Origin of the sequence: Ureibacillus sp. GCM10028918 (assembly GCF_042666115.1) — a bacterium.
Taxonomy (GTDB): Bacteria; Bacillota; Bacilli; order Bacillales_A; family Planococcaceae; genus Ureibacillus.
This window is the reverse complement of sequence record NZ_JBHTFK010000041.1, coordinates 40,803-63,830: the sequence shown is the minus strand read 5'-3', so window position 1 is coordinate 63,830 and position 23,028 is coordinate 40,803. Positions and strand designations below refer to the sequence as shown.

General features: G+C 38.7%; 19 protein-coding genes. 17 read left to right on the top strand and 2 right to left on the bottom strand.

All coding sequences use genetic code 11. The features are described 5' to 3' along the window. Positions 1 to 236: 236 nt before the first annotated feature. Genes ACFQU5_RS19560 through ACFQU5_RS19545 form a run of 4 tightly spaced genes read left to right on the top strand, consistent with a single transcriptional unit; the run spans position 237 to position 4,210 of the window. Positions 237 to 1,310, top strand: coding sequence for an iron-siderophore ABC transporter substrate-binding protein (locus tag ACFQU5_RS19560; RefSeq protein WP_390291812.1), 1,074 nt, complete (start codon positions 237 to 239; stop codon positions 1,308 to 1,310). Between the two features lies 1 nt (position 1,311). Further along, the gene (locus tag ACFQU5_RS19555) at positions 1,312 to 2,346 is read left to right on the top strand and encodes a FecCD family ABC transporter permease (protein ID WP_390291810.1); all 1,035 of its coding nucleotides are present in this window, start codon (positions 1,312 to 1,314) and stop codon (positions 2,344 to 2,346) included. Further along, positions 2,346 to 3,377: a FecCD family ABC transporter permease gene (locus tag ACFQU5_RS19550; RefSeq protein WP_390292083.1), complete on the top strand. Its 1,032-nt coding sequence runs from the start codon at positions 2,346 to 2,348 to the stop codon at positions 3,375 to 3,377. The genes ACFQU5_RS19555 and ACFQU5_RS19550 overlap by 1 nt, the downstream gene beginning before the upstream one ends. Next, entirely contained in the window at positions 3,377 to 4,210 is an 834-nt protein-coding gene (locus ACFQU5_RS19545) for an ABC transporter ATP-binding protein (RefSeq protein WP_390291808.1), read from the top strand. Before ACFQU5_RS19550 ends, ACFQU5_RS19545 begins: the two co-directional genes overlap by 1 nt. A gap of 212 nt (positions 4,211 to 4,422) precedes the next feature. On the opposite strand, the gene ACFQU5_RS19540 is transcribed toward ACFQU5_RS19545, so the two are convergent. Further along, positions 4,423 to 5,559 carry a response regulator gene (locus ACFQU5_RS19540; RefSeq protein WP_390291806.1) on the bottom strand — a complete coding sequence of 379 codons (1,137 nt, stop codon included), beginning with the start codon at positions 5,557 to 5,559 and terminating at the stop codon, positions 4,423 to 4,425. Positions 5,560 to 5,826: 267 nt separating this feature from the next. On the opposite strand from ACFQU5_RS19540, the gene ACFQU5_RS19535 reads away from it, so the two are divergent. Next, on the top strand, positions 5,827 to 8,886 hold the full coding sequence (locus tag ACFQU5_RS19535) for a hybrid sensor histidine kinase/response regulator (protein ID WP_390291804.1): 3,060 nt from the start codon (positions 5,827 to 5,829) through the stop codon (positions 8,884 to 8,886). Positions 8,887 to 9,539: 653 nt separating this feature from the next. Further along, entirely contained in the window at positions 9,540 to 11,252 is a 1,713-nt protein-coding gene (locus ACFQU5_RS19530) for a methyl-accepting chemotaxis protein (RefSeq protein ID WP_390291802.1), read from the top strand. Between the two features lie 100 nt (positions 11,253 to 11,352). Here ACFQU5_RS19530 and ACFQU5_RS19525 read toward each other — a convergent pair whose 3' ends face one another. After that, on the bottom strand, positions 11,353 to 12,114 hold the full coding sequence (locus tag ACFQU5_RS19525) for an IclR family transcriptional regulator (protein ID WP_390291800.1): 762 nt from the start codon (positions 12,112 to 12,114) through the stop codon (positions 11,353 to 11,355). Between the two features lie 240 nt (positions 12,115 to 12,354). On the opposite strand from ACFQU5_RS19525, the gene kduI reads away from it, so the two are divergent. The 11 genes from kduI to ACFQU5_RS19470 all read left to right on the top strand — a co-directional run bounded on the left by kduI (position 12,355) and on the right by ACFQU5_RS19470 (position 23,009). Next, positions 12,355 to 13,185 carry a 5-dehydro-4-deoxy-D-glucuronate isomerase gene (gene kduI, locus ACFQU5_RS19520; RefSeq protein ID WP_390291798.1) on the top strand — a complete coding sequence of 277 codons (831 nt, stop codon included), beginning with the start codon at positions 12,355 to 12,357 and terminating at the stop codon, positions 13,183 to 13,185. Positions 13,186 to 13,206: 21 nt separating this feature from the next. Beyond that, positions 13,207 to 14,163 carry a C-terminal binding protein gene (locus tag ACFQU5_RS19515; RefSeq protein WP_390291795.1) on the top strand — a complete coding sequence of 319 codons (957 nt, stop codon included), beginning with the start codon at positions 13,207 to 13,209 and terminating at the stop codon, positions 14,161 to 14,163. Between the two features lie 28 nt (positions 14,164 to 14,191). Then, on the top strand, positions 14,192 to 15,226 hold the full coding sequence (locus ACFQU5_RS19510; RefSeq protein WP_390291793.1) for a TRAP transporter substrate-binding protein: 1,035 nt from the start codon (positions 14,192 to 14,194) through the stop codon (positions 15,224 to 15,226). A 15-nt stretch (positions 15,227 to 15,241) separates the two neighbouring features. Beyond that, complete coding sequence (locus ACFQU5_RS19505) at positions 15,242 to 15,727, top strand: TRAP transporter small permease (RefSeq protein ID WP_390291790.1); 486 nt, start codon at positions 15,242 to 15,244, stop codon at positions 15,725 to 15,727. Positions 15,728 to 15,750: 23 nt separating this feature from the next. Then, a complete protein-coding gene (locus ACFQU5_RS19500) occupies positions 15,751 to 17,058 on the top strand; it encodes a TRAP transporter large permease (protein ID WP_390291789.1) in 1,308 nt (435 codons plus the stop codon). Positions 17,059 to 17,150: 92 nt separating this feature from the next. Then, positions 17,151 to 18,152 (top strand): zinc-dependent alcohol dehydrogenase, encoded by a 1,002-nt coding sequence (locus ACFQU5_RS19495; protein WP_390291787.1) that lies wholly within the window; start codon positions 17,151 to 17,153, stop codon positions 18,150 to 18,152. A 10-nt stretch (positions 18,153 to 18,162) separates the two neighbouring features. Then, positions 18,163 to 18,918, top strand: a complete 756-nt coding sequence (locus ACFQU5_RS19490) for a glucose 1-dehydrogenase (RefSeq protein ID WP_390291785.1) — start codon at positions 18,163 to 18,165, stop codon at positions 18,916 to 18,918. A 65-nt stretch (positions 18,919 to 18,983) separates the two neighbouring features. Beyond that, positions 18,984 to 19,748 (top strand): 2-dehydro-3-deoxy-D-gluconate 5-dehydrogenase KduD, encoded by a 765-nt coding sequence (gene kduD / locus ACFQU5_RS19485; RefSeq protein WP_390291783.1) that lies wholly within the window; start codon positions 18,984 to 18,986, stop codon positions 19,746 to 19,748. Positions 19,749 to 19,773: 25 nt separating this feature from the next. After that, entirely contained in the window at positions 19,774 to 20,721 is a 948-nt protein-coding gene (locus ACFQU5_RS19480) for a sugar kinase (protein ID WP_390291781.1), read from the top strand. Between the two features lie 12 nt (positions 20,722 to 20,733). Then, positions 20,734 to 21,357, top strand: a complete 624-nt coding sequence (locus tag ACFQU5_RS19475; protein ID WP_390291779.1) for a bifunctional 4-hydroxy-2-oxoglutarate aldolase/2-dehydro-3-deoxy-phosphogluconate aldolase — start codon at positions 20,734 to 20,736, stop codon at positions 21,355 to 21,357. A gap of 347 nt (positions 21,358 to 21,704) precedes the next feature. Next, positions 21,705 to 23,009 carry an aspartate aminotransferase family protein gene (locus ACFQU5_RS19470; RefSeq protein ID WP_390291777.1) on the top strand — a complete coding sequence of 435 codons (1,305 nt, stop codon included), beginning with the start codon at positions 21,705 to 21,707 and terminating at the stop codon, positions 23,007 to 23,009. Positions 23,010 to 23,028 lie beyond the last annotated feature (19 nt).

The following is a 23,028-nucleotide window of genomic DNA, read 5'->3' as shown; positions in this document are numbered from 1 at the left end:
AAGGATGGAGCTAAAAATAGATTTTAGTTTTTTGTTTACGAGCCCTCATTATTAATTAGTAAAGGAAGCCAAGCAAAATCAAGCAGGCTTCCTTTTTCCATGAGGATCCCCATCAATCCGCTCACCCTACAAATCTGGAAACAAAAATAATATATTGACAACTAATCCTTACAAGGGATATAGTATCAATGAAGATGATAATCATTATCAATTAAAACTTAGGAGTGGAATTTTAAATGAAGTCAAAAAGACATTTTTCATTTTTAACCTTATTATTAATCTCGATTCTTTCGCTTGCACTTGCTGCTTGTTCAGATCAGGAATCAAGCACAGAAGATAGTGCAGCAACTGAATCAGAAACAACAGATACAACCACAGATACGGAAGAAACAGCAACAGAATATCCAATCGTTATTAAACATGCTTTAGGGGAAGCGGTAATTGAAGAAAAGCCTGAACGTATTGCGACAATTGCCTGGTCAAACCATGATGTGGCACTTGCTCTTGGTGTTGTGCCTGTCGGTTTCTCAGCTGCCAACTATGGTGTGCAAGATGATACGGGTATGCTTCCTTGGACTGCGGAAAAGTTAAAAGAACTTGGTGAAGAAAATCCAAACGTTTACCAAGATACTGACGGTTTGGATTTTGAAGCGATTGCTGATTCAGATCCGGATGTCATTCTTGCTACTTACTCAGGTATTACACAAGAAGAGTATGATACGTTAAGTCAAATTGCTCCAGTCGTTGCTTATCAAGAGACTCCATGGGTAGCTACTTGGCGTGACCAAATTACATACAACTCAATGGCTATGGGAATGGAAGAAGAAGGGCAGCAACTAATTGCTGATACAGAAAAGTTAATTCAAGATAAGGCCAATGAACACCCTGAAATGAAAGGGAAAAAAGCTGCATTTGCTATGTTCAATGCGACGGATTTATCGAAGTTCTACATTTATACACCAGCCGATCCTCGTGGTGAATTCCTTGAGGAACTAGGCATGGAATATCCGGAAAGCCTTAAAGAACAAACTGCTGATTCAGAAAGCTTCTATATCGAGTTAAGTGCTGAAAATGCAGATGCTCTTAGCGATGCAGAAATTTTCGTAACATACGGTGATGACAATACATTAAAAGCACTTCAAGCTGATCCGATTCTTGGAAGTGTGCCTGCCATTAAAAACGGTGCAGTCGTAGTCATTGAAGACAATACGCCACTTGCGGCAGCTGGTACGCCAAGCTCATTATCAATTGAATATACAATTGACGATTACTTAACGCTGATCTCAGAAGTTGCAAAAAAGCTGAACTAACATGAACAATTTATCCGTTTCAGAAAAAAAACAGTTGCATCTTCCGCGTAATTTACTAAGAGTTCTCATACCCTTATTACTATTGCTTGGTGTGTGCATTTTAGCTTCGCTTGCATTTGGTTCTCGCATGGTTGGTTGGGCAGATTTGATGGATGGTTTATTCCATCCAGACGTTCTGTCCCATGAGGCCAATGTGGTTCGGCAAAGAATTGTTCGAACGATATTTTGTTTGATGTGTGGTGCGGCACTTGGTGTTTCCGGAGCGTTAATGCAATCCGTAACTCGAAATCCGATTGCCGATCCAAGTATTTTAGGGGTCAATACAGGAGCATCCCTTTTTGTCGTTTGCGGGATTGCCTTTTTCAATATCAGTTCGGCTAATGAATATATTTGGCTTGCGATTGTAGGGGCAATCCTTACTTCGATTTTTGTATTTGGGATTGGTTCCATGGGGAGTGGCGGTGCTACGCCTCTTAAACTTGTTTTGGCAGGGGCTGCTACCAGCGCGATTCTTTCGTCGTTGGTCGTAGCTGTTATGATACCGCGTTCCAATGTGATGGACCAATTTCGATTTTGGCAGGTAGGTAGTGTTGGATCAGGAAGTTGGGATTCGATTACAACATTTGTTCCTTTTTTAGTTATCGGATTCCTCGTTGCCATTTTTACTGGGCCAGCCTTAAATGCACTCGCATTGGGTGATGAAGTTGCTACGGGGTTAGGTGTGCGAACAGGCACGATACGTCTCTTTGCTGCTCTTGGTGCTGTCCTTTTATGTGGTGCTGCAACAGCATTGGCAGGTCCAATTGGCTTTATCGGTCTACTTGCAACACACGTCATCCGATTACTGATCGGACCGGATTTGCGTTATATTATCCCAATGTCCGCGCTTACTGGTGCGATTATTTTAACCGTGTCCGATGTGCTTGGAAGGCTTCTTGGCAGTCCGGGTGAGCTGGAGGTCGGTATTGTGACCGCATTTGTTGGGGCGCCTATCTTGATTTTAATTACTATGAAAGCGAAAATTCGTGCATTATGATGATAAATGAAACTATACATTCCATTATGGATTCCAGGCTGAAAAGACAACGTCGGTTTATCATTATGACCTCTGTGTTAGCCGTGATTTCATTGGCACTTTGCTTTACTATGCTCATGCTGGGAAACACCATCTATCCAGTAGAAGATGTCTTTCGCGTTCTAATGGGAGGAGATGTCAAAGGGGCATCCTTTGCGGTCGGAACAATCCGCTTGCCTAGAATGATTGCCGGTGTATTTGCTGGTTTTGCTTTTGGTGTGGGAGGGTATATCTTCCAAACGATGCTTAGAAATCCGCTAGCCAACCCAAATGTCATAGGGATTACAGCTGGTTCCAGTGCAGCTGCTGTTTTTTGCATCATTGTGCTGCAGGCTAGTACTACCGTTATTTCGATTGCCTCTGTCATTGGTGGACTTACAACTGTCCTCGTGATTTATGCTTTGTCGAAAGGATCTTCCTTCTCAATAGGGAGATTGATCTTGATCGGTATCGGGATACAGGCGATGCTGACGGCTTATATTAATTATTTATTATTGATTGGTCAAGAGAACGACCTTCCTGCTGCAATGAGATGGCTAAGCGGCAGCTTAAATGGGGCGAAGATGGAAACTCTTTTTCCACTTGTCATTATAGTGTTGCTTTTTACGCCCATCATCCTTTTCTTTGGTAAACGATTAGAAATGCTGGAGTTGGGGGAACAAGCGGCTACCTCACTTGGGGTCGATACGAATAAGACAAGGCTGATACTAATTGTCAGCTCGGTGCTGATACTTGCGTTGGCTACTGCGTCAACCGGGCCCATCGCATTTGTTGCATTCCTTTCTGGACCCATCGCAAAAAGATTAGTTGGTGTCGGGTTTTCAAATATCCTTCCAGCCGGTCTGATAGGGATTATTTTAGTATTAGCATCGGACCTTATCGGACAATTTGCCTTTGTTGCTAGATACCCTGTTGGCGTCATCACTGGTATTCTTGGTGCACCTTACTTGATTTACTTATTAATTCGAATCAATCGAAAGGGAGACTTATAATGAAACCAACACATACGTTTCAAGCCGAAAGCATCACTGCTGGATACGATAAAAAAACCATCTTGCACGATATCAGCATTGCGATACCGAGCAATAAAATCAGCATTATCATTGGTGCCAATGGATGCGGAAAATCAACGCTATTGAAAACGATGGCTCGGTTAATCAAACCGACTTCCGGGCAAATCAGTTTAGATGGAAAACCAATTCATAAAATCCCGCCCAAACATTTAGCTCGTGTATTGGGGCTTCTGCCGCAATCACCAATCGTACCTGAAGGAATCACAGTGGCAGATTTAGTTGGAAGAGGCAGATTTCCGCATCATACGTTTATGAAAGGTTGGTCAAAGCAAGACTACGAAGCTGTTGCAGAAGCAATGGACATCATGAATATTACGGAATTTGCCGATCGCAATATTGATGAACTTTCCGGTGGGCAAAGACAGCGTGTCTGGATTGCCATGGCACTAGCCCAACAAACAGACATCCTTTTCCTTGACGAGCCTACCACTTACTTGGATATTACGTATCAAGTAGAAATATTGGATTTACTGACAGATTTAAATCGAAAATATGGAACAACGATTGTGATGGTGCTTCATGATATCAACTTGTCCGCACGTTATGCTGACCATATTTTTGCACTGCATAAAGGGAAGCTTGTAGCCGAAGGGGCACCATCGGAAGTGATTACAAGTTCATTGATTAAAGACATTTTCAATTTGAATTGTAGAGTCATTGAAGATCCGGTTTCGGATTCTCCGTCTGTCGTACCAATTGGCCGACATCATAATAAAATGGTCAACGCTCCTGAAAATGCGGTAATTGTCTAATAAATAATAATTATTCAGATTGGGGGACCTCTGGATCATCCTATTTAGAAATATTAGTTTCCAACAGTATAAAAACTCTTGTTCAGCAAGAGTTCAGTGTGTAGACAAAGTCGACAATGGCTTTGTCTATACTGTTTTTAGGGTAATTCTTGAAAGGTATTAAAAAATAGAATTGTCTCCGGAATATAATAAAAACGCTCCAGTCATTCATATTAAACTGGAACGTTTTTTGAAGTTGTTGACAGAGATTTATAAAATTCAGTGAGCTGTTTATTAGGCTGTATTCCTAGTTCATCGTTCAATAATTGTCGATAATCGAGAAAGACTTTGATTGCCTCCGAGTGACTGCCCATTGCAACTAGCAAGTCCATCATGCTATTTACGATTTCATCCGAATAAGGATTTAGCTTTAAATATAGTTGGGAATAGGCGATTGCCTTTGCTGGATCAACCATTCGCATATATTGGATTGTTTTTTTCAGCAGTGAAGACATTAAAATATGAAATTCTGCGGACTTTTCAGCAGCCCATACATACCCATTTATTTCGCAATAATGACCTTTATACGAACGAATCGTTTTCTCTATCACTTTGATATTTGTGTCATCCACTTTACTATAATTCGAAGCTACCTCATAAAAAGTAGCGGCATCACATTCATATTTTTCTAAAGTTAGAGAATAACTTTGGTTCGAAAATGTTATGCAATCTTGAAATCCTATTTCACTAAATAATTTTCGTAAATGGGAGATGCATGTATGCAGATTAGTCTTTGCCTTCTTGTATTCTTGCTCCGGCCATAAATTTTCTATCAATAAATCACGATGAATGTAGGTGTTTCTATGTGTAAAAAGGTAGGCAAGCAGTTCTTTTACTTTTGCTGTTTTAAATGCTATGGGTTGGTTATTCTGAAACACTTGAAATTCATGTAGACACTGTATAACTAATGGAGCGCTTTTGACTGTGCCGTTATGGATATTCGGCTGCAGTTTTTTTTCGGTAACCCTTGAAATTGTTTTTTCTAATCGTTTGAATGAGATAGGTTTCAGCAAGTAATCAATTGAATTCAGTTCAAAGGCTTGTACCGCATATTGTGAATGAGCAGTAACGAATACAATTTGAATGGATGGCTGGATTGATAAAATATCTTTCGCCAAGTCTAATCCATTTATTGTTCCCAGTTCAATATCGAGAAAAACTACATCTATTGTTTCCTTCTTCAAAAATAATAGAAGTTCTTCGTAATGATTATATTTAGCTAATACGTTTACTTCGGGAAAGTCTTCCAGTATTTTCTCTAAAGATATAAGAGCGAACTCCTCATCATCAACAAGAACCACTCGAGTCATGATTTTACCCCTTTTAGAACACATTTTTTTATGTATATATTACTAAGTTGTAAGGATTTATATATAATGGAAAATATATCTTATTATATAAAAAAATCCATCATTAATAAACTTAAATACTTAAAAAAGGGTGTTTCTTCTACAAACAGGAATTTTGTCCCTACTTATGCAGAGGTCTACTCTAGGAATCTAGAAGAACTTCATAGACACTTTGTAGAATATTATCTAGTTTCGTTTTCTAATACTATAAAATGTTGAAGGTGTATGATGAAAAGAATATTAACGCTAATTTTTTCCGTAATGCTTGTTTTGTTCACTGTTTTTTATGGGATCCATGTGTACTATTGGAAAGATTCCGGACAGCCTCTTGCTCAAAACGGGTTGATGGATTTAAGTGATGTAAACTTCGAGAAACAAGAGCTAGTAGAGTTAGATGGGGAGTGGGAATTCTACGCAGGGGTTTTTATCGAACCTGATACAGATCGTTCGGCTTTTGAAGCATATCGTGATGAAAAGCAGCTCATTAAAGTGCCAGGCAAATGGGACGATTATGGAACCAAGGAAAAACCTTATGGAACTTATCGCCTCCTTATAGAGCTCCCCTCCGAGGGCAACTTTGGCGTAAAGGCGGGGATGATTGCTTATGCAAGCAAGATGTATGTAAATGGAAGTGTAGTAGGGAGCAGTGGAAATGTTGCTGATAGAAAGAGTGAATTCGATAATTCTGGATATAATGCCTTTTTTAGTAGTAGTTCTAAGCAGATTGAGTTGGTTATACATGTATCCAGCTTTAAAGTTGCAACGGGAGGAATAACGCGACCTATTAAATTTGGCCCAACCGAGAATGTCCTGGTTGATCGGGATTTATATAAGATGTTAGATTCCATTGTAATTTCTGGATATCTATTACTTTCGATACTTTATATCGTATCTTATTTGCAGCAGCGAAAAAATATGTATGAGCTCTATTTTAGTATTTTCTGTTTGCTGCAAGGGTTTTACATATCGGCTATTAATGAAAGAGTATTGCTCTTGGTACTGCCTACGATTGGGCAAAACCTACTGCTGCAGCTCCAGTTGATGTCAATTCATCTATCCGTACTATTCTTTTTATTATTTATGTATTGCTTTTTTAAACATTATGCCAATAAGAAGATAGTAGTGATTCTTTCCATAATTCTTGTAATGCAGTCTATTCTATTAGGTCCTTTTCAGCCCATTGATTTATCAAGTATATTTCCGATTTTTAATATATCTATTTTTATCGTAGCAGCTTTAGCACTTGCCTATATTTATGTTTTAGTCATCCTTATTAAAGCATTCATCAATAAGATGGAAGGCATGCAATACATCATCAATGTTGTTGTTTCTTTTGCTTGCTATGGGATATTATTGGGAGTCAATTTTTTATTTGACGTTGAGTTTGGGTGGGCTCCGGTCTTTCTATTCTTAGTTATTGCAATCAGCTTATCTTCTTTAATCAGTTACCGATCCCAGCAGGCGTATAACAAGGTGGATGAACTGACCAAGGAGCTGATGCATTTCGACTCTCTTAAGGATGAATTCCTGGTCAAGACTTCACATGAACTTAGGACACCTTTACATGTGGTTTTGAATCTATCCAAATCAGTATTGGAAGGGCGTTCAGGACCATTAAAGAAAGAGCAGCAAGAAAGTATACTACTTATTCACAATGTTAGCAGAAGGTTGGCTAGTCTAGTCGAAACCCTACTCGATGCCGGCAATATCAAGAAAGGGGAAGTTACACATTCCCCTGCACCTACTTCACTTCAAGTTGTTGGGGATATTCTGGAGAAAATGTCGTATGTACTTCCAGATCCGCAATCTGTCAGATTAATCAATAAGACGGATGCCTCTTTGCCAAAGATATATGTTGATGAAAATAGGCTTAAGCAAATACTATTGAATCTCATCCACAACAGTATTAAATATACTGAGGTTGGAGAAATCACCGTTGCAGCAAAAGTAAAAGAGAATAAAATGTATATTTCTGTAACGGATACCGGAATTGGCATTAAGGAAGAAAATCTAAACCGGATTTTTGCTTCTTTCTATCAAGTGGAATCAAATTACGGAAATAAAAGCAAAGGTCTTGGCCTAGGGTTGAGTATTGCTAAAGAATTGGTAGAACTTTCAGGTGGCGATATTTCGGTTACATCAACTTTTGGAAAAGGGACATGCTTTACCTTTACCCTTCCATTGGCGGAGGATGAACATGAAGAAAAAGTAACTTCTAATCTTGGTATAAGTTCTCTCCAACTAGAAGGGGTTAATAATTTACCGAAAGAATACGATTTTCCTGTAATAGTCGAAGGTAATAGGGATTATACGATTCTAGTAGTGGATGATGAACATCCCAATTTACTTATACTAAAGGATATGATCGTTTCATTAGGCTATACTGTCATAGCAGTGGATAACGGGGAGTGTGCCTTAGAAATTCTTAAGGATCGAGAAGTTGATTTGGTTATTCTCGATTTAATGATGCCCAATATGTCGGGATTCGAAGTGTGCAAGTTATTGAGGGAGAACTTTGATTTATTTGAACTTCCTGTAATCATCTTAACTGCAGCTGAACAGTTATCTGATTTGCTTTATTCCATGCAAATTGGTGCAAATGAATTCTTGCAAAAGCCACTGATTCTGGATGAATTAAAGGTGCGTGTCGAGTTTCTTCTATCGATGAAAAGTTCTTCAAAAGAATCTCTCGTAAACGAACTGACCATGTATTATTCACAGATCAAGCCACATTTTCTATATAATACGCTGCAAACAATTATTGGACTAACCTATGTAGATTCAAGTCAGACGAGAGAGGCACTTACATATTTAGCTACCTATTTTCGTGCAAAACTTGATTTTAATAGTTATCGTTCACTAGTTCCGCTAGAGGATGAATTAGAACTAGTTCAAGCATATTTGGCAATCGAAAAAATGCGCTTTGGCGATCGATTAAAAATTATTTATGATATAGATGAATCTGCAGATGTGACCATCCCGTTAATGACAATACAGCCATTAGTTGAAAATGCGGTCCAACACGGCATCGGTAAAAAGGGAGCTGTGGGAACGATTAGATTCTCTATTACTCAAATTCAAGAATACGTACAAATAGTAATTGAAGATGACGGTATCGGAATTTCAAAAGAAAAACAGACTGAATTATTTAATGGCAGAAATTCACGTGTAGGATTCACGAACCCCTTTAAAAAACTCAAACTCATAAAAAAAGCCTCCTTCACTTTAGAGAGTGAAGAAGGGATTGGAACTAAGATTACAATCTTATTACCTAGAAAGAAAGAATGATTGGAGGGGAATCTTTCTTTCAGTTTATTAGCTTTTCATAAATTGAAGTGAAATTTGAATGCTTAGTCGCCAATCCTTTGGGCGACTTTTTTATACTGAATTATGAGCTTTGTCTGCTCTAATATTAAGTATTTTAAATGTACAGGCTTTTAATGGGAAAAAATACCTAATGGAGGTTATAATAAGAACAAAATGGTTTAGTAAAACCACTAAAGATTTGCAAGCTATCATTAGAGAAACCGATTCTGAATTTAAAAAAGTAAATTAATGAATTTGAACTTCTGGATTGAAAATATAAGAGAATGATTTCTTGATTTTTTGGTAAAATATATAATAGTTTTGAAATGTAAAGATGCTCCTAGTCTAATTTGGAAGCAGCTTTTTATTATGAAGAAAGTTGTAAATTTTTGCTATTCAAATAACTTTATAAAATAGATATTTTATGTATTGCCTCAGCACCATACCCCTTGAAATAGTTCAAATAACAATAGTTAAATATATCCAGGGACTTGAAGTGTTCTCCATAATATTTTATCAATAAAATACTAAATTAATAAAAATTTCTGCCGAAATATAATCATATAACTGCTATTTGCCGGACTGGTGCTTCGAGTACAAAGAGCGTTATCATGAAACAATGAGGAGAAGTGGGTATGAGGTTTTTAAGAAATTTAAAGGTATTACAGAAACTGATTTTATTAATATCTATATTTACAATTTCACTGGTAATATTAGGACTTGTAAGTATAAAAAGTCTTTCGGGTGCTTCAGATAATGTTGATACTCTGTACAATAAGCAGCTAAAGCCAAGTTTACTACTTAGCGGGATTAGTATCAATAACCGTGCGATAAATGCGTATTTGTTAGAGTTATTGATAACGAAGGACCCTGAGCGAAATAGAGAACTTAATGAACAGGTTGATTTAAACATCGATCAAACGTCAACTTATTTTGACCAATTAGCTTCAATGCCACTGCCAAGTGAAGTGGAAAATCAACTTGATAAACTCATCTCAATGGATACTGAGCAAAATCTTATTCGGAACAAAGTAAGAGATTTAGCCATGAAAAATAGAAATGAAGAAGCTTATCAAGTGTTTCAAAATGAATTAGAGCCAAAACGGGTGGCAATCAACGAACTGTTTACAGAACTCGAAACTTCGAATAATGAGGGATCCGAGCAAGTTTTTAATGAAGTGAATAAAACTGCGGATGACGCAAGATTACTTGTCATTATTACAATTATTTTGGCTATAATCATTACAATTACGGTAAGCTTAGTAATCGCAAGAATGATAACAAAGCCGCTAAGAAAAATTCAAGAATTATTAGGTATAGTGGAAAATGGTGATTTTACCGTAAAAGGAGATTACCAATCCAAAGATGAGATCGGCATGTTAAATCTCTCATTCAATAAAATGGTGGAGGGTGTCAATTCCGTTATTCGAACTGTAGGAAACACTTCTGAACAAGTTGCGGCTGCTTCTGAGGAGCTAAGTGCCAGTGCGGAACAAAGCACAAGAGCAAGTGAGCATATATCCGAAACAGCCCAAGAACTTGTTGTGGGGGCTGAAAACCAAGTAGATAGTATTAAAGAAAGTACGAATCTAATTGAACAGATCAATCATGATACGCAACAGGTGATGGGAAATACTGAAGCAGTGTCAAACACGGTAAATGAGGCATCACGATTATCCTCTGAAGGAAGAAAAGTGATTAACGAAGTAAACAGTCAGATGCAATTTATTGATCAGACAGTTCGCTCTTTAGTTGATTCATTTGGTGAACTTTCTAATCGCTCGAGAGAAATCGGGCAAATTATTGAAGTGATTACGGGTATTGCAGCACAGACAAATCTTCTGGCACTGAACGCAGCGATTGAAGCCGCTAGAGCAGGAGAACACGGAAAAGGGTTTGCCGTTGTGGCAGATGAGGTTCGTAAGCTCGCAGAAGAATCTGCCCGTTCAGCACGACAAATCTCTCAACTCGTTTCAGCCATCCAACAGGATACGGACCAAACGATGAAGATGGTGGATGATGCAACTGGTGAAGTGAAACAAGGAATGTCTGTGGTTCAGGTTGCCGGAAATACATTTGGCGAGATTGAATCCGTTATATCTGAGGCTGTTCCACAAATCGACAATATTAAAGCCAATGTGGAGAAGCTGTTAACAGGTACAAACTTTGTCAACCAAACAATTACAGAAGTCAGCGAAGTGGCAACGGAAACAGCAGCTGGTACACAATCGGTTACGGCAGCAACAGAGGAACAACTTGCCTCAATGGAAGAGATTACTTCTTCTTCCCAAGCACTGGCAAGTTTAGCTGAAGACCTTCAAACGCTTATTCGTCAGTTTAAAATCTAAGGGATTAACAAGACTATAATGTAAAAAAGGATATTACGTTCAGAGTCCAACTCAAACGTAATATCCTTTTTTTTATATGTTCAAACATCCCGTTTTGCTCTTATTGTACATACCCAAGTCGAGAAGAAATCGCTCTTGAAGTATTTAATATTTTTTCAGCTAATTCTTGTTCAATTCTTTCCATTGTAACCCGCGTGCTTGGACCCGATATGCTGAAGCTTGCGATGATTTTTCCGCTAAAATCATAGATCGGCGCGGCAATACAGCGGATGCCTTCTTCGTTTTCTATATTGTCGAGTGAATAACCGGAATTACGTATATTCGAAATTTCCTGAAGTAAATCGGTGGGCGTCAAAATGGTGTAGTTGGTGCGTTTTGTAAATTCTATTCTAGAGATAACTTCCTGTAAAGAGTGTTCATCTTTTCCTGATAACATCATTTTGCCGACACCAGTGCAATACATAGGAGCTCGACTACCTATACGTGAATACATGCGTATGGTTTGGTTACTTTCAATTTTGTCCACGTATACGACTTCTTCGTTTTCTTCTACGCATAAATGCACGGTTTCGTTTATTTCCTTCACTAGGTTTTCTAATAAAGGTCTAGCAACAGTGATCAAACTCGAATTGCTCAAAATATTACGTGTTAGATATAACGCGCGATAACTAAGGTAATAGCGTTCTGTAATGCTATCTTTTCTTACATATTGCAACTCGATGAGTGTGGAAAGTAAGCGATGAACCGTACTTTTCGATAAGTTCGTATCCGATGCTAATTTTGTAATTTGCATACCGTTTGGGTGCTCAGATAAATGTTCTAATATGATAAAAGCACGTTCAATAGATTGTACAGTTGCCATTTTGTTTCTCCACCATTTCTAAAAAATTCGTAGCCTTTAACAATCATATTCGAAAAAGTATTGATTTGTAAATGATATCTCAAAAAGTTAATAAATGTTATTACAATTCACAGAAAAATTAAATTCTTCTTGTAATTATAAATTTTAGCACATATAATATTTATGAATTGGAACGTTGTTCTACATTGTGGAACATAAATATTTCTGACAGCGCTTTCTTTAACTAAAGGGGGAAAAATAATGAAGATCATTTATGCACATCACCCTGAAGATGTGAAACATTACACGACTGAAAAATTACGTGAAGAATTTTTAATGGAAAAACTGTTTGTCGAGAATGTTGGGACATTGAGTTATAGCCATGTAGATCGAATTATTTATGGTGGCATCTATCCGATCGACCAAAAGGTGACGCTGGATGCTGGAAAAGAACTAGCAGCAAAGTATTTCTTGGAACGACGAGAAATGGGCGTTATTAATATTGGTGGTCCTGGACGTATTGTCTGTGATGGAGATACTTACGACATTGATCACAAAGAAGCACTCTATATTGGCAGGGGAACAGAAGAGTTATATTTTGAATCTGTTGACTCTAGTAATCCAGCAAAATTTTATATCAATTGCTGCCCGGCACATGCCAAATATCCAACCGTAAAAATTGACCAAGAAAAGGCCATTAAACGACCTATGGGAACTGATAGTAACATGAATAACCGTGTCATTAATCAGTATATTCATCCGGATGTATTGGAAACTTGTCAGCTAAGTATGGGGATGACGGTGCTAGCAGAAGGCAGTGGCTGGAATACAATGCCATGTCATACACATGAACGTCGTATGGAAGTCTATTTCTATTTTGATATGGAAGAAGACACACGCGTATTTCACTTAATGGGGCAACCAAACGAAACTCGTCATATCGTGATAGCAAATGAACATGCGGTTTTATCGCCTAGCTGGTCGATTCACTCCGGAATTGGTACAAAAAATTATACGTTTATTTGGGGAATGTGCGGAGAGAACCTGGATTTTGATGATATGGACCACGTAGCAATGAAGGATTTGAAATAGACAGTAGATAGGTGATGAAAAATGAAAGTAATTATTTCCGACTGTGATCATGCTGATATTGAGATAGAGCAAAGTATTTTTAAAGAAAATAATGTTCTATTTGAATTACAACAAAATCAAACAGAAGATGATTTAATTCAAAATTGCCAAGAAGCAGCTGTCATTATTAATCAGTACGCCCCATTTAATGAAAGGGTTTTCGCAAAGCTGCCTAATCTGAAATTGATTGTTCGTTATGGTGTAGGGGTTAATAATATTGATTTGCAAGCGGCAACAAAATACGGCGTTCAAATTTGTAATGTTCCTGACTACGGAACGCATGAAGTTGCCGATCATGCATTGGCATTAATGCTAGCGCTTACACGAAAAATATCGAAAATGGACCGTTTGGTGAAAAACGGTGAATGGGATTATCAAGCTAGTATCCCAATCTATCGACATAGTGAACAGATTGTTGGAATTGTCGGTGTTGGGCGGATTGGTTCTGTATTTGCCAAAAAAGTTCAGGCACTGGGCTGCAAAGTAATTGCCTATGATATTTCGGCAGACAAGAAAAACTATGATTCTAGTTTATCGTTCATTGAATTTGTAGATTTTGAGCAGCTTATTGAGCAAGCAGATATTATTTCGATTCACTGCCCATCAGACCAAGCGATGAATTTGTTTGATGGAAATGTGTTTGAAAAAATGAAGCCGACAAGTTATTTAATCAATGTTTCACGGGGAGGCATTGTCGACGAAGAAGCTTTATATGAAGCTCTCGCAGCAAACAAAATTGCGGGTGCAGCTTTAGATGTGGCGGTAAAGGAGCCGATTGATTCAAGCTCTCCGTTGCTAGCACTGGAGCAATTTATTGTTACACCGCATATGGCTTGGTATTCGGAGCAAGCAGCGCAGGAGTTAAAGAGAAAAGTTGCACAGGAAGCAGTTAGATATGTGAAGAATGAAGGGCTTCATTATCCTGTTAATAAAATTTAATATAAAACTCATATTGGAGGGGACCAAGATGAAAAAATCATTCAAGCAATTACTATTTTTAGGGGTTATGGGATTTGTGTTAGCTATGTTGGCAGCTTGTGGCGGGGAGGAAACAACTGATGCAGATGCAGAGGGAACTTCAAACGGAGAAACACAAGTGTTGAAAGTTGCCTTTAACCAGCCGGAAAATCATCCACAATATAAAGCGATGGAAGAGTTTGGCGAAAAATTTAAAGAGCGTACAAATGGGGCATACGAAATTGATATTTTCCCGAACGAATTACTAGGTGCACAACGTGAAACGATTGAATTAGTGCAAACTGGAACAATCCAGATGTCAATCGTTGCTGGTAGTTTACTAGAAAACTTCAACGAAGATTTTGCCGTATTTAACTTGCCATATGTATTTGAGTCAGCAGAACATCAGATGTCAGTATTAAATGATCAAGAAGTAGTGGGAGATTTATATTCTTCACTGAAGGATCAAGGATTATTTATAGCTGGTGCATTCCACTCAGGCGTACGTAACGTATATAACAGCGAAAAACCAATTAATACACCAGAAGATTTAAATGGATTAAAGATTCGTATTATTGAGTCGGATACAAATATTAAAATGATGGAACAAATGGGCGGTACAGGTACACCAATGGGCCAAGGTGAAGTATATACAGCAATTCAATCCGGCGTAATTGATGGTGGGGAAAATAACGAACTTATTTATTCAAACCTTAAACATGCTGAAATCGCACCTTACTATTCTTATACAAAGCACTTAATGTTCCCGGACTACCTACTGATCAACTCGAACTTATTTGATGGCATGAGTGAAGAACATCAACAAATCTTTAAAGAAGAACTAGCGACTGCGATTGATCGTGAAGTTGTCATGTGGGAAGAAGATGTACAAAAAGCCATTGCAGATGCAGAAGCTGCTGGGGCAAAATTCAACGAAGTGGATGTTGAACTGTTCCGTCAAGCTACTGAGTCAGTTGTACAAGAGAAATTAGCGTCTGAAAATGCTAAAGCGTTATACGATAAAGTTCGTGAAGCAGCGAAATAAGAGGTGATAATTTCTATGGAAACAGTCAAAAAATTGCTTGATAGGACATTATCAACTATATGCGTCGTGTTATTCGGCGCATTAGTTGTCCTAGTGACGTGGCAAGTTTTCACGCGTTTTATCTTGAACAATCCAAGTACTTTTTCAGAAGAGCTGGCAAAGTATTGTTTTGTTTGGTTAGTACTGTTTGGTGCAGCATTTGTCTTTGGAGAAAATGGGCATATGCGGATCGAATTTATTCAGGATGCTTTACCAAAGAAATTTAAAATGGCCGTTCAAATATTTATAGAATTAAGCATTATTGCTTTCTCTGCTCTTGTATTATTATCCGGTGGTTTAGCAATAACAAAATTAGCCTGGGCACAAATGTCCGCTGCTTTACATATACCGGTTGGCTATTTGTATTCAGTAATGCCAATTTGTGGAGGTATCGTTATATTCTATTGCATTTACAATATTTACTTTATTTTGAAACATAAAAAACCACTGGAAATTATGTAATGACAAGAGGGGAGGTCTGACAGATGGTGTCAGCAGGTTTGGCAGGTTTAATTTTATTTGCGGGGGTAGCGTTTTTTCTTATAATCGGTGCACCTATTAGTATTAGTGTCGGGATTGCTTCAATGCTTGCGATGTTTTCCATGCTGGATCCGGCGAATGCGGTTCAAACATCAGCGCAGCGAATGTTTACGGGAATGAACTCATTTACACTGCTAGCCATTCCATTCTTTATTCTGGCTGGAGTGATTATGAATAACGGTGGAATTGCGATGCGTCTTGTAAATTGTGCAAAAGTACTATCAGGACGTATGCCTGGGTCATTGGCGCAAACAAATGTATTAGCCAATATGATGTTCGGTTCCATTTCTGGATCAGGTGTTGCGGCTGCAGCGGCTGTAGGCTCGACAATGGCTCCTATGCAAGAAAAAGAAGGATACGACCGTGCTTTTAGTGCCGCTGTCAATATTGCATCTGCACCAACAGGTATGTTGATTCCACCAAGTAATACACTGATCGTATTTTCTTTAGTAAGTGGTGGAACATCGATTGCGGCCCTTTTCATGGCAGGGTATATTCCGGGGATTTTATGGGGACTTGCATGTATGGTTGCTGCTTATGTGATAGCAAAACGTAAGGGCTATAAAGGAAATGAAAAAGTTCCATTTAATATTGCATTAAAGGTCTTCATCGATGCGATTCCATCACTGCTTTTAATCTTCATTGTAATTGGCGGAATCATTTACGGTGCGTTTACAGCCACGGAAGGTTCGGCCATAGCGGTAGTGTATGCATTGTTGCTTTCGTTTTTATATAAAACGATTAAAGTAAAAGATTTACCTAGAATCTTGATGGAATCAACGCGTACAACGGCCATCGTTATCTTCTTGATTGGAGTTTCCACAATTATGTCGTGGGTGATGTCTTTCACAGGCATTCCACAATTAATTGCTGACACGCTATTAGGATTTACGGATAGCATGATCGTGATTTTAATTATCATGAATATCGTTCTATTAATAGTAGGTACGTTCATGGATCCAACACCAGCTATTTTAATATTTACCCCTATTTTCTTACCAATCGTTACACAGTTTGGTATGGACCCAGTACATTTTGGAATCATGGTTGTTTTCAACTTAAGTATTGGTACAATTACTCCGCCGGTAGGACCTGTTCTATTTGTTGGAGCCCGTGTAGCGAAATTGAAAATCGAACAAGTAATCCGCCCATTGATACCATTTTTTGCAGTAACGATTGTGGTTCTATTGATCGTAACGTATGTTCCGGAACTTTCACTATGGTTACCAAAGGTATTTGGACTTATTAAATAGCAATAAAAGGCGTCCAAAGGTATTTTGTAAGAACTACTTTTGGTCGCTTTTCTTTTAACGCACAGGGCAATTTTATAAAGGGGGATAAAAGCGTGAAAGCGATTTTTTACACGGCACCGAATACAGTTCAATGCAGAGAAGTAAGCGAACCGAATGTTCCTCAAGGTTATGTATTATTAAAAAATGCTTATGCAGGGATTTGTGGTACAGATTTAAATATCTTTGCGGGTACACATCCTCGTGCACAAGCTCCCCTTATTCTGGGGCATGAATTTTCGGCAACAATCGAAAGCGAACATCCGAAATACCCAATTGGAACAAAAGTGACGGTTAATCCTTTGATTAGTTGCGGGACTTGTATTCCATGCAGCACAGGGCAATCTCATGTGTGCGAGGATTTGAAATTAGTAGGGATTGATGTTGATGGTGGAATGGCAGAATATGTAGCGGTAGAGGCAGATAAAGTGATTTCATTACCGGATAACGTATCGTTGGAGCTTGGTGCACTTTCTGAACCTATAGCGGTAGCAGTACATGCAGTTCGAACGGCAAAGTTTCTGGTAGGGGATCGCGCGGTAGTATATGGTGCCGGAACAATCGGTTTGTGTGTAGCTTTAACACTAAGAGCCTATGGAGCATCAGAAGTCATTGTCATAGAAGCGAATGAACTTCGTCTGCAAAAAGCAAAGGAATTAGGGTTTGTGACACTTCATTCAATGAAAGATGATGTAGAAAATGAGCTGGCCAAAATGACGGATCATGCAGGAATTGACTATGTATTTGACTGCGCAGGTCATCCAAGTGTTTTAAGGCAAGTAACCGAAATCGTAAAAGTACAGGGAACGATTGTGATTGTAGCGGCTTATAAGAAACCAACTGAAATGAATCTGATTCAGGGCATGTTTAAGGAATTATCGATTCAGTTTGTTCGTGTCTATACAAAACGCGATATTGAGCTGGCTCTTGATTTAATCAATAAAGTTCCTCAGTTTTCGGAAATTATTACGCATGTACTAAGCCCGGAACAGGCAATGGAAGGTTTCGAATTACTTACAACACCAACAAATGCGATAAAAGTTTTGTACGCATTCTAGGAGGAAATTCATGCACCGATTATTTGATTTGACTGGTAAGAATGCAGTCGTAACAGGCGGCAGTCGCGGATTAGGGAAAGAAATTGCTCTTGGCTTGGCAGAAGCGGGGGCTAATGTAGCAATTATCTCAAGAGCAGAATGTCCGGAAGTTGTAAATGAGCTGGAGAAGTTTGGTGGAAAAGCCGTATCGATTGCTTTTGACATTGGCGATATAGAAAAGCACAAAGAGCTTCTATATATAATAGAAGAAAAGTTTGGGAAGATTGATATTTTCGTGAATAACGCCGGGGTACAGAAGCGACACCCGGCAGTGGAATTTCCCCAAGAAGATTGGAATTATGTAATGAATGTAAATGCGAACGCCGTTTTTAGCTTGTGCCAAGTCTTCGGAAAGCCAATGCTGGAACGAGGTAGCGGCAAGATTATAAATGTAGCCTCCTTGCTATCCTTTCAAGGTGGACTTACTGTACCAGCCTATGCAGCAAGTAAAGGGGCGGTTATGCAATTTACTAAATCCTTGGCAAATGAATGGGCATCCCAAGGTGTCAATGTAAATTGTGTTGCACCAGGTTATATGGCAACAGACATGAATGAAGCACTCATCAATGATGAGGTGAGAAGTCGCCAAATCATGGATCGTATTCCAGCAGGACGCTGGGGGACAGGAGAAGATATGCAAGGTGCTGTCATCTTTTTAGCATCGAGCGCTTCAGATTATATACATGGTTTTACGATTGCAGTCGATGGTGGCTGGTTAGGTAGATAGCATTTAGGAAATATTCAATCGGTGATCGGTCGATCGATATCTAATTAGGAATGGAGAGAGGATTCATGAGTTTTCAGCTTGACTATTTTTCACTAAAAGGGAAAACAGCACTTGTAACAGGTGCTCGTACAGGGATTGGGCAAGCAATTTCGGTCGGGCTAGCAGCAGCAGGTGCCCATTTACTATTGGTTGGTCACCAAGATAATATGCAGGATACGCAGGAGCAAATTGCCAAGGTACAAGGCACTTCTGAAACATTTCTAATTGATCTTAGCGATGTTGACAATCTAGGGACGAAGCTTGCGCCAATATTGGAAAAATACCAGATTGATATTTTAGTCAATAATGCAGGCGTCATCTATCGTGAGCCAGCAGCAGCGCATAACGTTCAGGAATGGAATCGTGTACTGGATGTCAATATCAATTCCGCATTTATGCTTTGCCAAACGATTGGTAATCAAATGATTAACAATGGCGCAGGAAAAATTATTAATATTGCTTCCTTATTGTCGTTCCAAGGAGGAATTAATGTACCGAGTTATACAGCAAGCAAGCATGCAATTGCAGGATTAACAAAAGCGTTAGCAAACGAATGGGCATCACGTGGAGTACAAGTGAATGCCATTGCCCCTGGCTATATTTCGACGAATAATACGGAGGCACTTCGCAACGATGAAGAACGCAATAAATCCATTTTGGAACGCATTCCGGCAGGGCGTTGGGGGCAGGCAGATGATTTAGCAGGGACAGCTGTATTTTTGGCATCCCGTGCATCGGATTATGTATCAGGCCATGTCCTAGTAGTAGACGGAGGCTGGATGGGCCGTTAAATCGATATGAGTGAGGGTTAATGATATGGATATTATTACAATTGGAGACGGCATGATTACATTTGACCCATCTGTTAAAGGTCCATTACGCTATGTTGATGAGTTCAAAAGGAAAATTGGCGGAGCGGAATTAAATGTAATCATTGGTTGTGCACGTTTAGGATTGAAAACAGGTTGGATTAGCCGACTTGGAAAAGATGAGTTTGGGCGGCATATTCTTAATACGGTCCGTGGGGAAGGGATTGATGTATCGGAAGTTAAGCTAATAGAAAACTATCCAACATCGCTAAATTTCAAGGAAATCCATGCATCAGGAGATAGTAAAACATTCTATTACCGTCATAAGTCCCCAACGGAAACGTTAAAGGTTGAAGAGCTGCCAATTGATTATATTAAAGAGGCGAAAATTTTACATGTCACAGGAGTATTCCCTGCGATTCTTGAACAAAATCGCCAAATCATTTTACAAGCGCTAAAAGTTGCGAAACAGTATGGTGTAAAAGTTTCTTTAGATCCGAATATACGGTTGAAACTTTGGTCTAAAGAGCAAGCACGAGAAACGCTGTTAACCTATCTGCCATATGTCGACTTTTTACTGACTGGTCGTGAGGAGTTAGAAATTTTATTTGAAACTAAAAATGAAGTGGAAATTATTCAGGCCCTTCAAAACTATGAGTTAAAGCATATTATCGTAAAAGATGGGGCAAAGGGAGCTTTCTATTTAGAGAATAATAGATTAAACGAAGTACCAGGCTTTAAAGTCAATAAGGTTGTCGATACAGTTGGTGCTGGTGATGGATTTGATGCGGCTTTTCTTTATGGCATTATACAAAATTGGTCAGTAGAAGAATCGATTAGATTAGCGAATGCTGTAGGGGCTATGGTTGTGCAAGTAGAGGGCGATAATGAGGGGCTACCCTATTTAGAAGATGTTGAAGTGTTTTTAGGAACGCGTGAAAAAATCGAACGATAGGAAGATGGTACGATGTACAGTAAATTACAAGACATTCGGTTAATACCAGTGTTACGAAAAGTACCCTACGAACTATGCCAAGAACTTGCAAAGGCATTAAAGGACGGGGGCATAAAAGCAATCGAAATTACAATGGATTCAGAAAATGCTGCCGAGATGATTCGTGAAGTGAAGCTGGAAAATGATGGGGATTTATTAGTAGGTGCAGGAACAGTTTTAACAATGGAAGACTGTGAAAAGGCAATCGCAGCAGGTGCCGACTTTATCGTTTCGCCTTCATTAAATGTGGATGTTGTAAAGAAATGTATTGAACATCAAATTCCGGTAATCCCGGGTGTTTTTACACCGACAGAAATGCAAACTGCCTATAGTGCAGGAGCCGAAATGATCAAGCTTTTCCCAGCTTCATCCCTTGGAACAAAGTTTATAAAGGATGTAAAAGGGCCATTAGCACATATCCAAATGATGACGACTGGCGGCATAAACCTAGATACAGCAAAATCGTATTTAGAAGCCGGAGCCCAAATTGTAGGAGCAGGCAGTGACCTGATTAAAAAAGAATGGCTTCAGTCAAAAAATTGGGAAGCCATCACGAACGAAGCGATTGCATGGGATAGAAGCTTGCAATCAATTTAAAAAGATTATCGCTTGAAGAAAATTCCTGGAGTTTAGCTCGCTACTATAAAAGGAAGTAGCGGGCTTTTTAATTTTCTTCTGAATAGGTAATTATTTCTATAAACTATATTAGTAGTAACTAATAAAGCTCAATCATTAGATTACATAAACTTTTAATGACAACTAAGCGCCAATTGTTAAAAAAGTGAGATTTATTTTGCCTATATGAAGTATTTTCTCTAAAATTGCCATTGCATAATTATGCAATGGGTAGTAATATATATAAATGTTAAAACTTTTGAAATACATAGATATATAAATATAATAATTTTTTGATAACAGACAACTTAGAAAGAGGGGAACAGAAATTGAGTAACTGGCTTGATTTATACGATGAGATGGGAAACTATCTAGCGCCAAGCATGGCGAAAGATCATCCGAATATTCCAGTTGTTAAGGAAGAAGGCTGCTATTACTATGGCGCTGATGGAAAGCAGTATCTGGATTTCACATCCGGAATAGCAGTAACAAACACTGGTCATCGTCATCCAAAAATTGTTCAAAGTATTAAAGATGCTGCAGATCATCTTGTACATGGTCCTTCTGGCGTTATTATGTACGAATCCATCTTAAGATTATCTGATGAATTGGGTAAAGTACTACCAGGGGATCTGGATTGCTTTTTCTTTGCAAACAGTGGAACAGAGGCAATCGAAGGTGCATTGAAACTTGCGAAGTTTGTAACAAAACGTCCTTATGTCGTGTCATTCACAGGATGTTTCCACGGTCGCTCTATGGGGGCTTTAGGAGTTACCACTTCAAAAAGTAAATATCGAAAATTCTTGCAGCCATCGCATTTATCCTATCAAATCCCATACGCAGATATTAAAGGCTGCCCAGAAGGAATGGACCCGGAAGTTTTCTGCGTAGAACAACTTGAAAGAGACTTTAAACGTTTATTCCAGCATCAAGTGACACCTGAAGAAGTAGCCTGTGTCATTATGGAGCCGGTACTTGGTGAAGGTGGTTACATAATTCCACCAAAAGCCTGGGTGAAAAAGGTCCGTGAGATTTGTGATGAACATGGCATTTTATTAATTTTCGACGAAGTTCAAACTGGTTTTGGACGAACTGGAGAATGGTTTGCTGCACAATATTTTGGGGTAACGCCCGATATTATGGCCATTGCGAAAGGAATTGCATCTGGCTTGCCTTTAAGCGCAACGGTTGCTTCAAAGGAATTAATGAAAAAATGGCCATTGGGAACGCACGGTACCACTTTTGGCGGGAATCCTATTGCTTGTTCAGTTGCACTTACAACATTGGAAATATTCCATGAAGAAAATCTTGTAGAAAATTCAAAAGTGGTTGGTGCCTATGCAAGGGAGCAACTGCTTAAATTAAAAGAGAAATATGCAGTAATTAGTGATGTTCGTTCAGCAGGTTTAATGATTGGAATCGAAATTTCAAATCCCAAGACCGGCGAACTTGATGGACAAGCTGTTATGAAAATTCTCGATTATGCACTAGAAGAAGGTGTCTTGTTCTATCTATGCGGAAATTTAGGCGAAGTAATTCGTATGATTCCTCCGCTAACAATTACAAAAGAACAAATAGATGATGGATTGGCCATGCTTGAAAAAGCGATTCAACGATATATAGAAGAACAATAAATGATTGATAAAGGAGAAA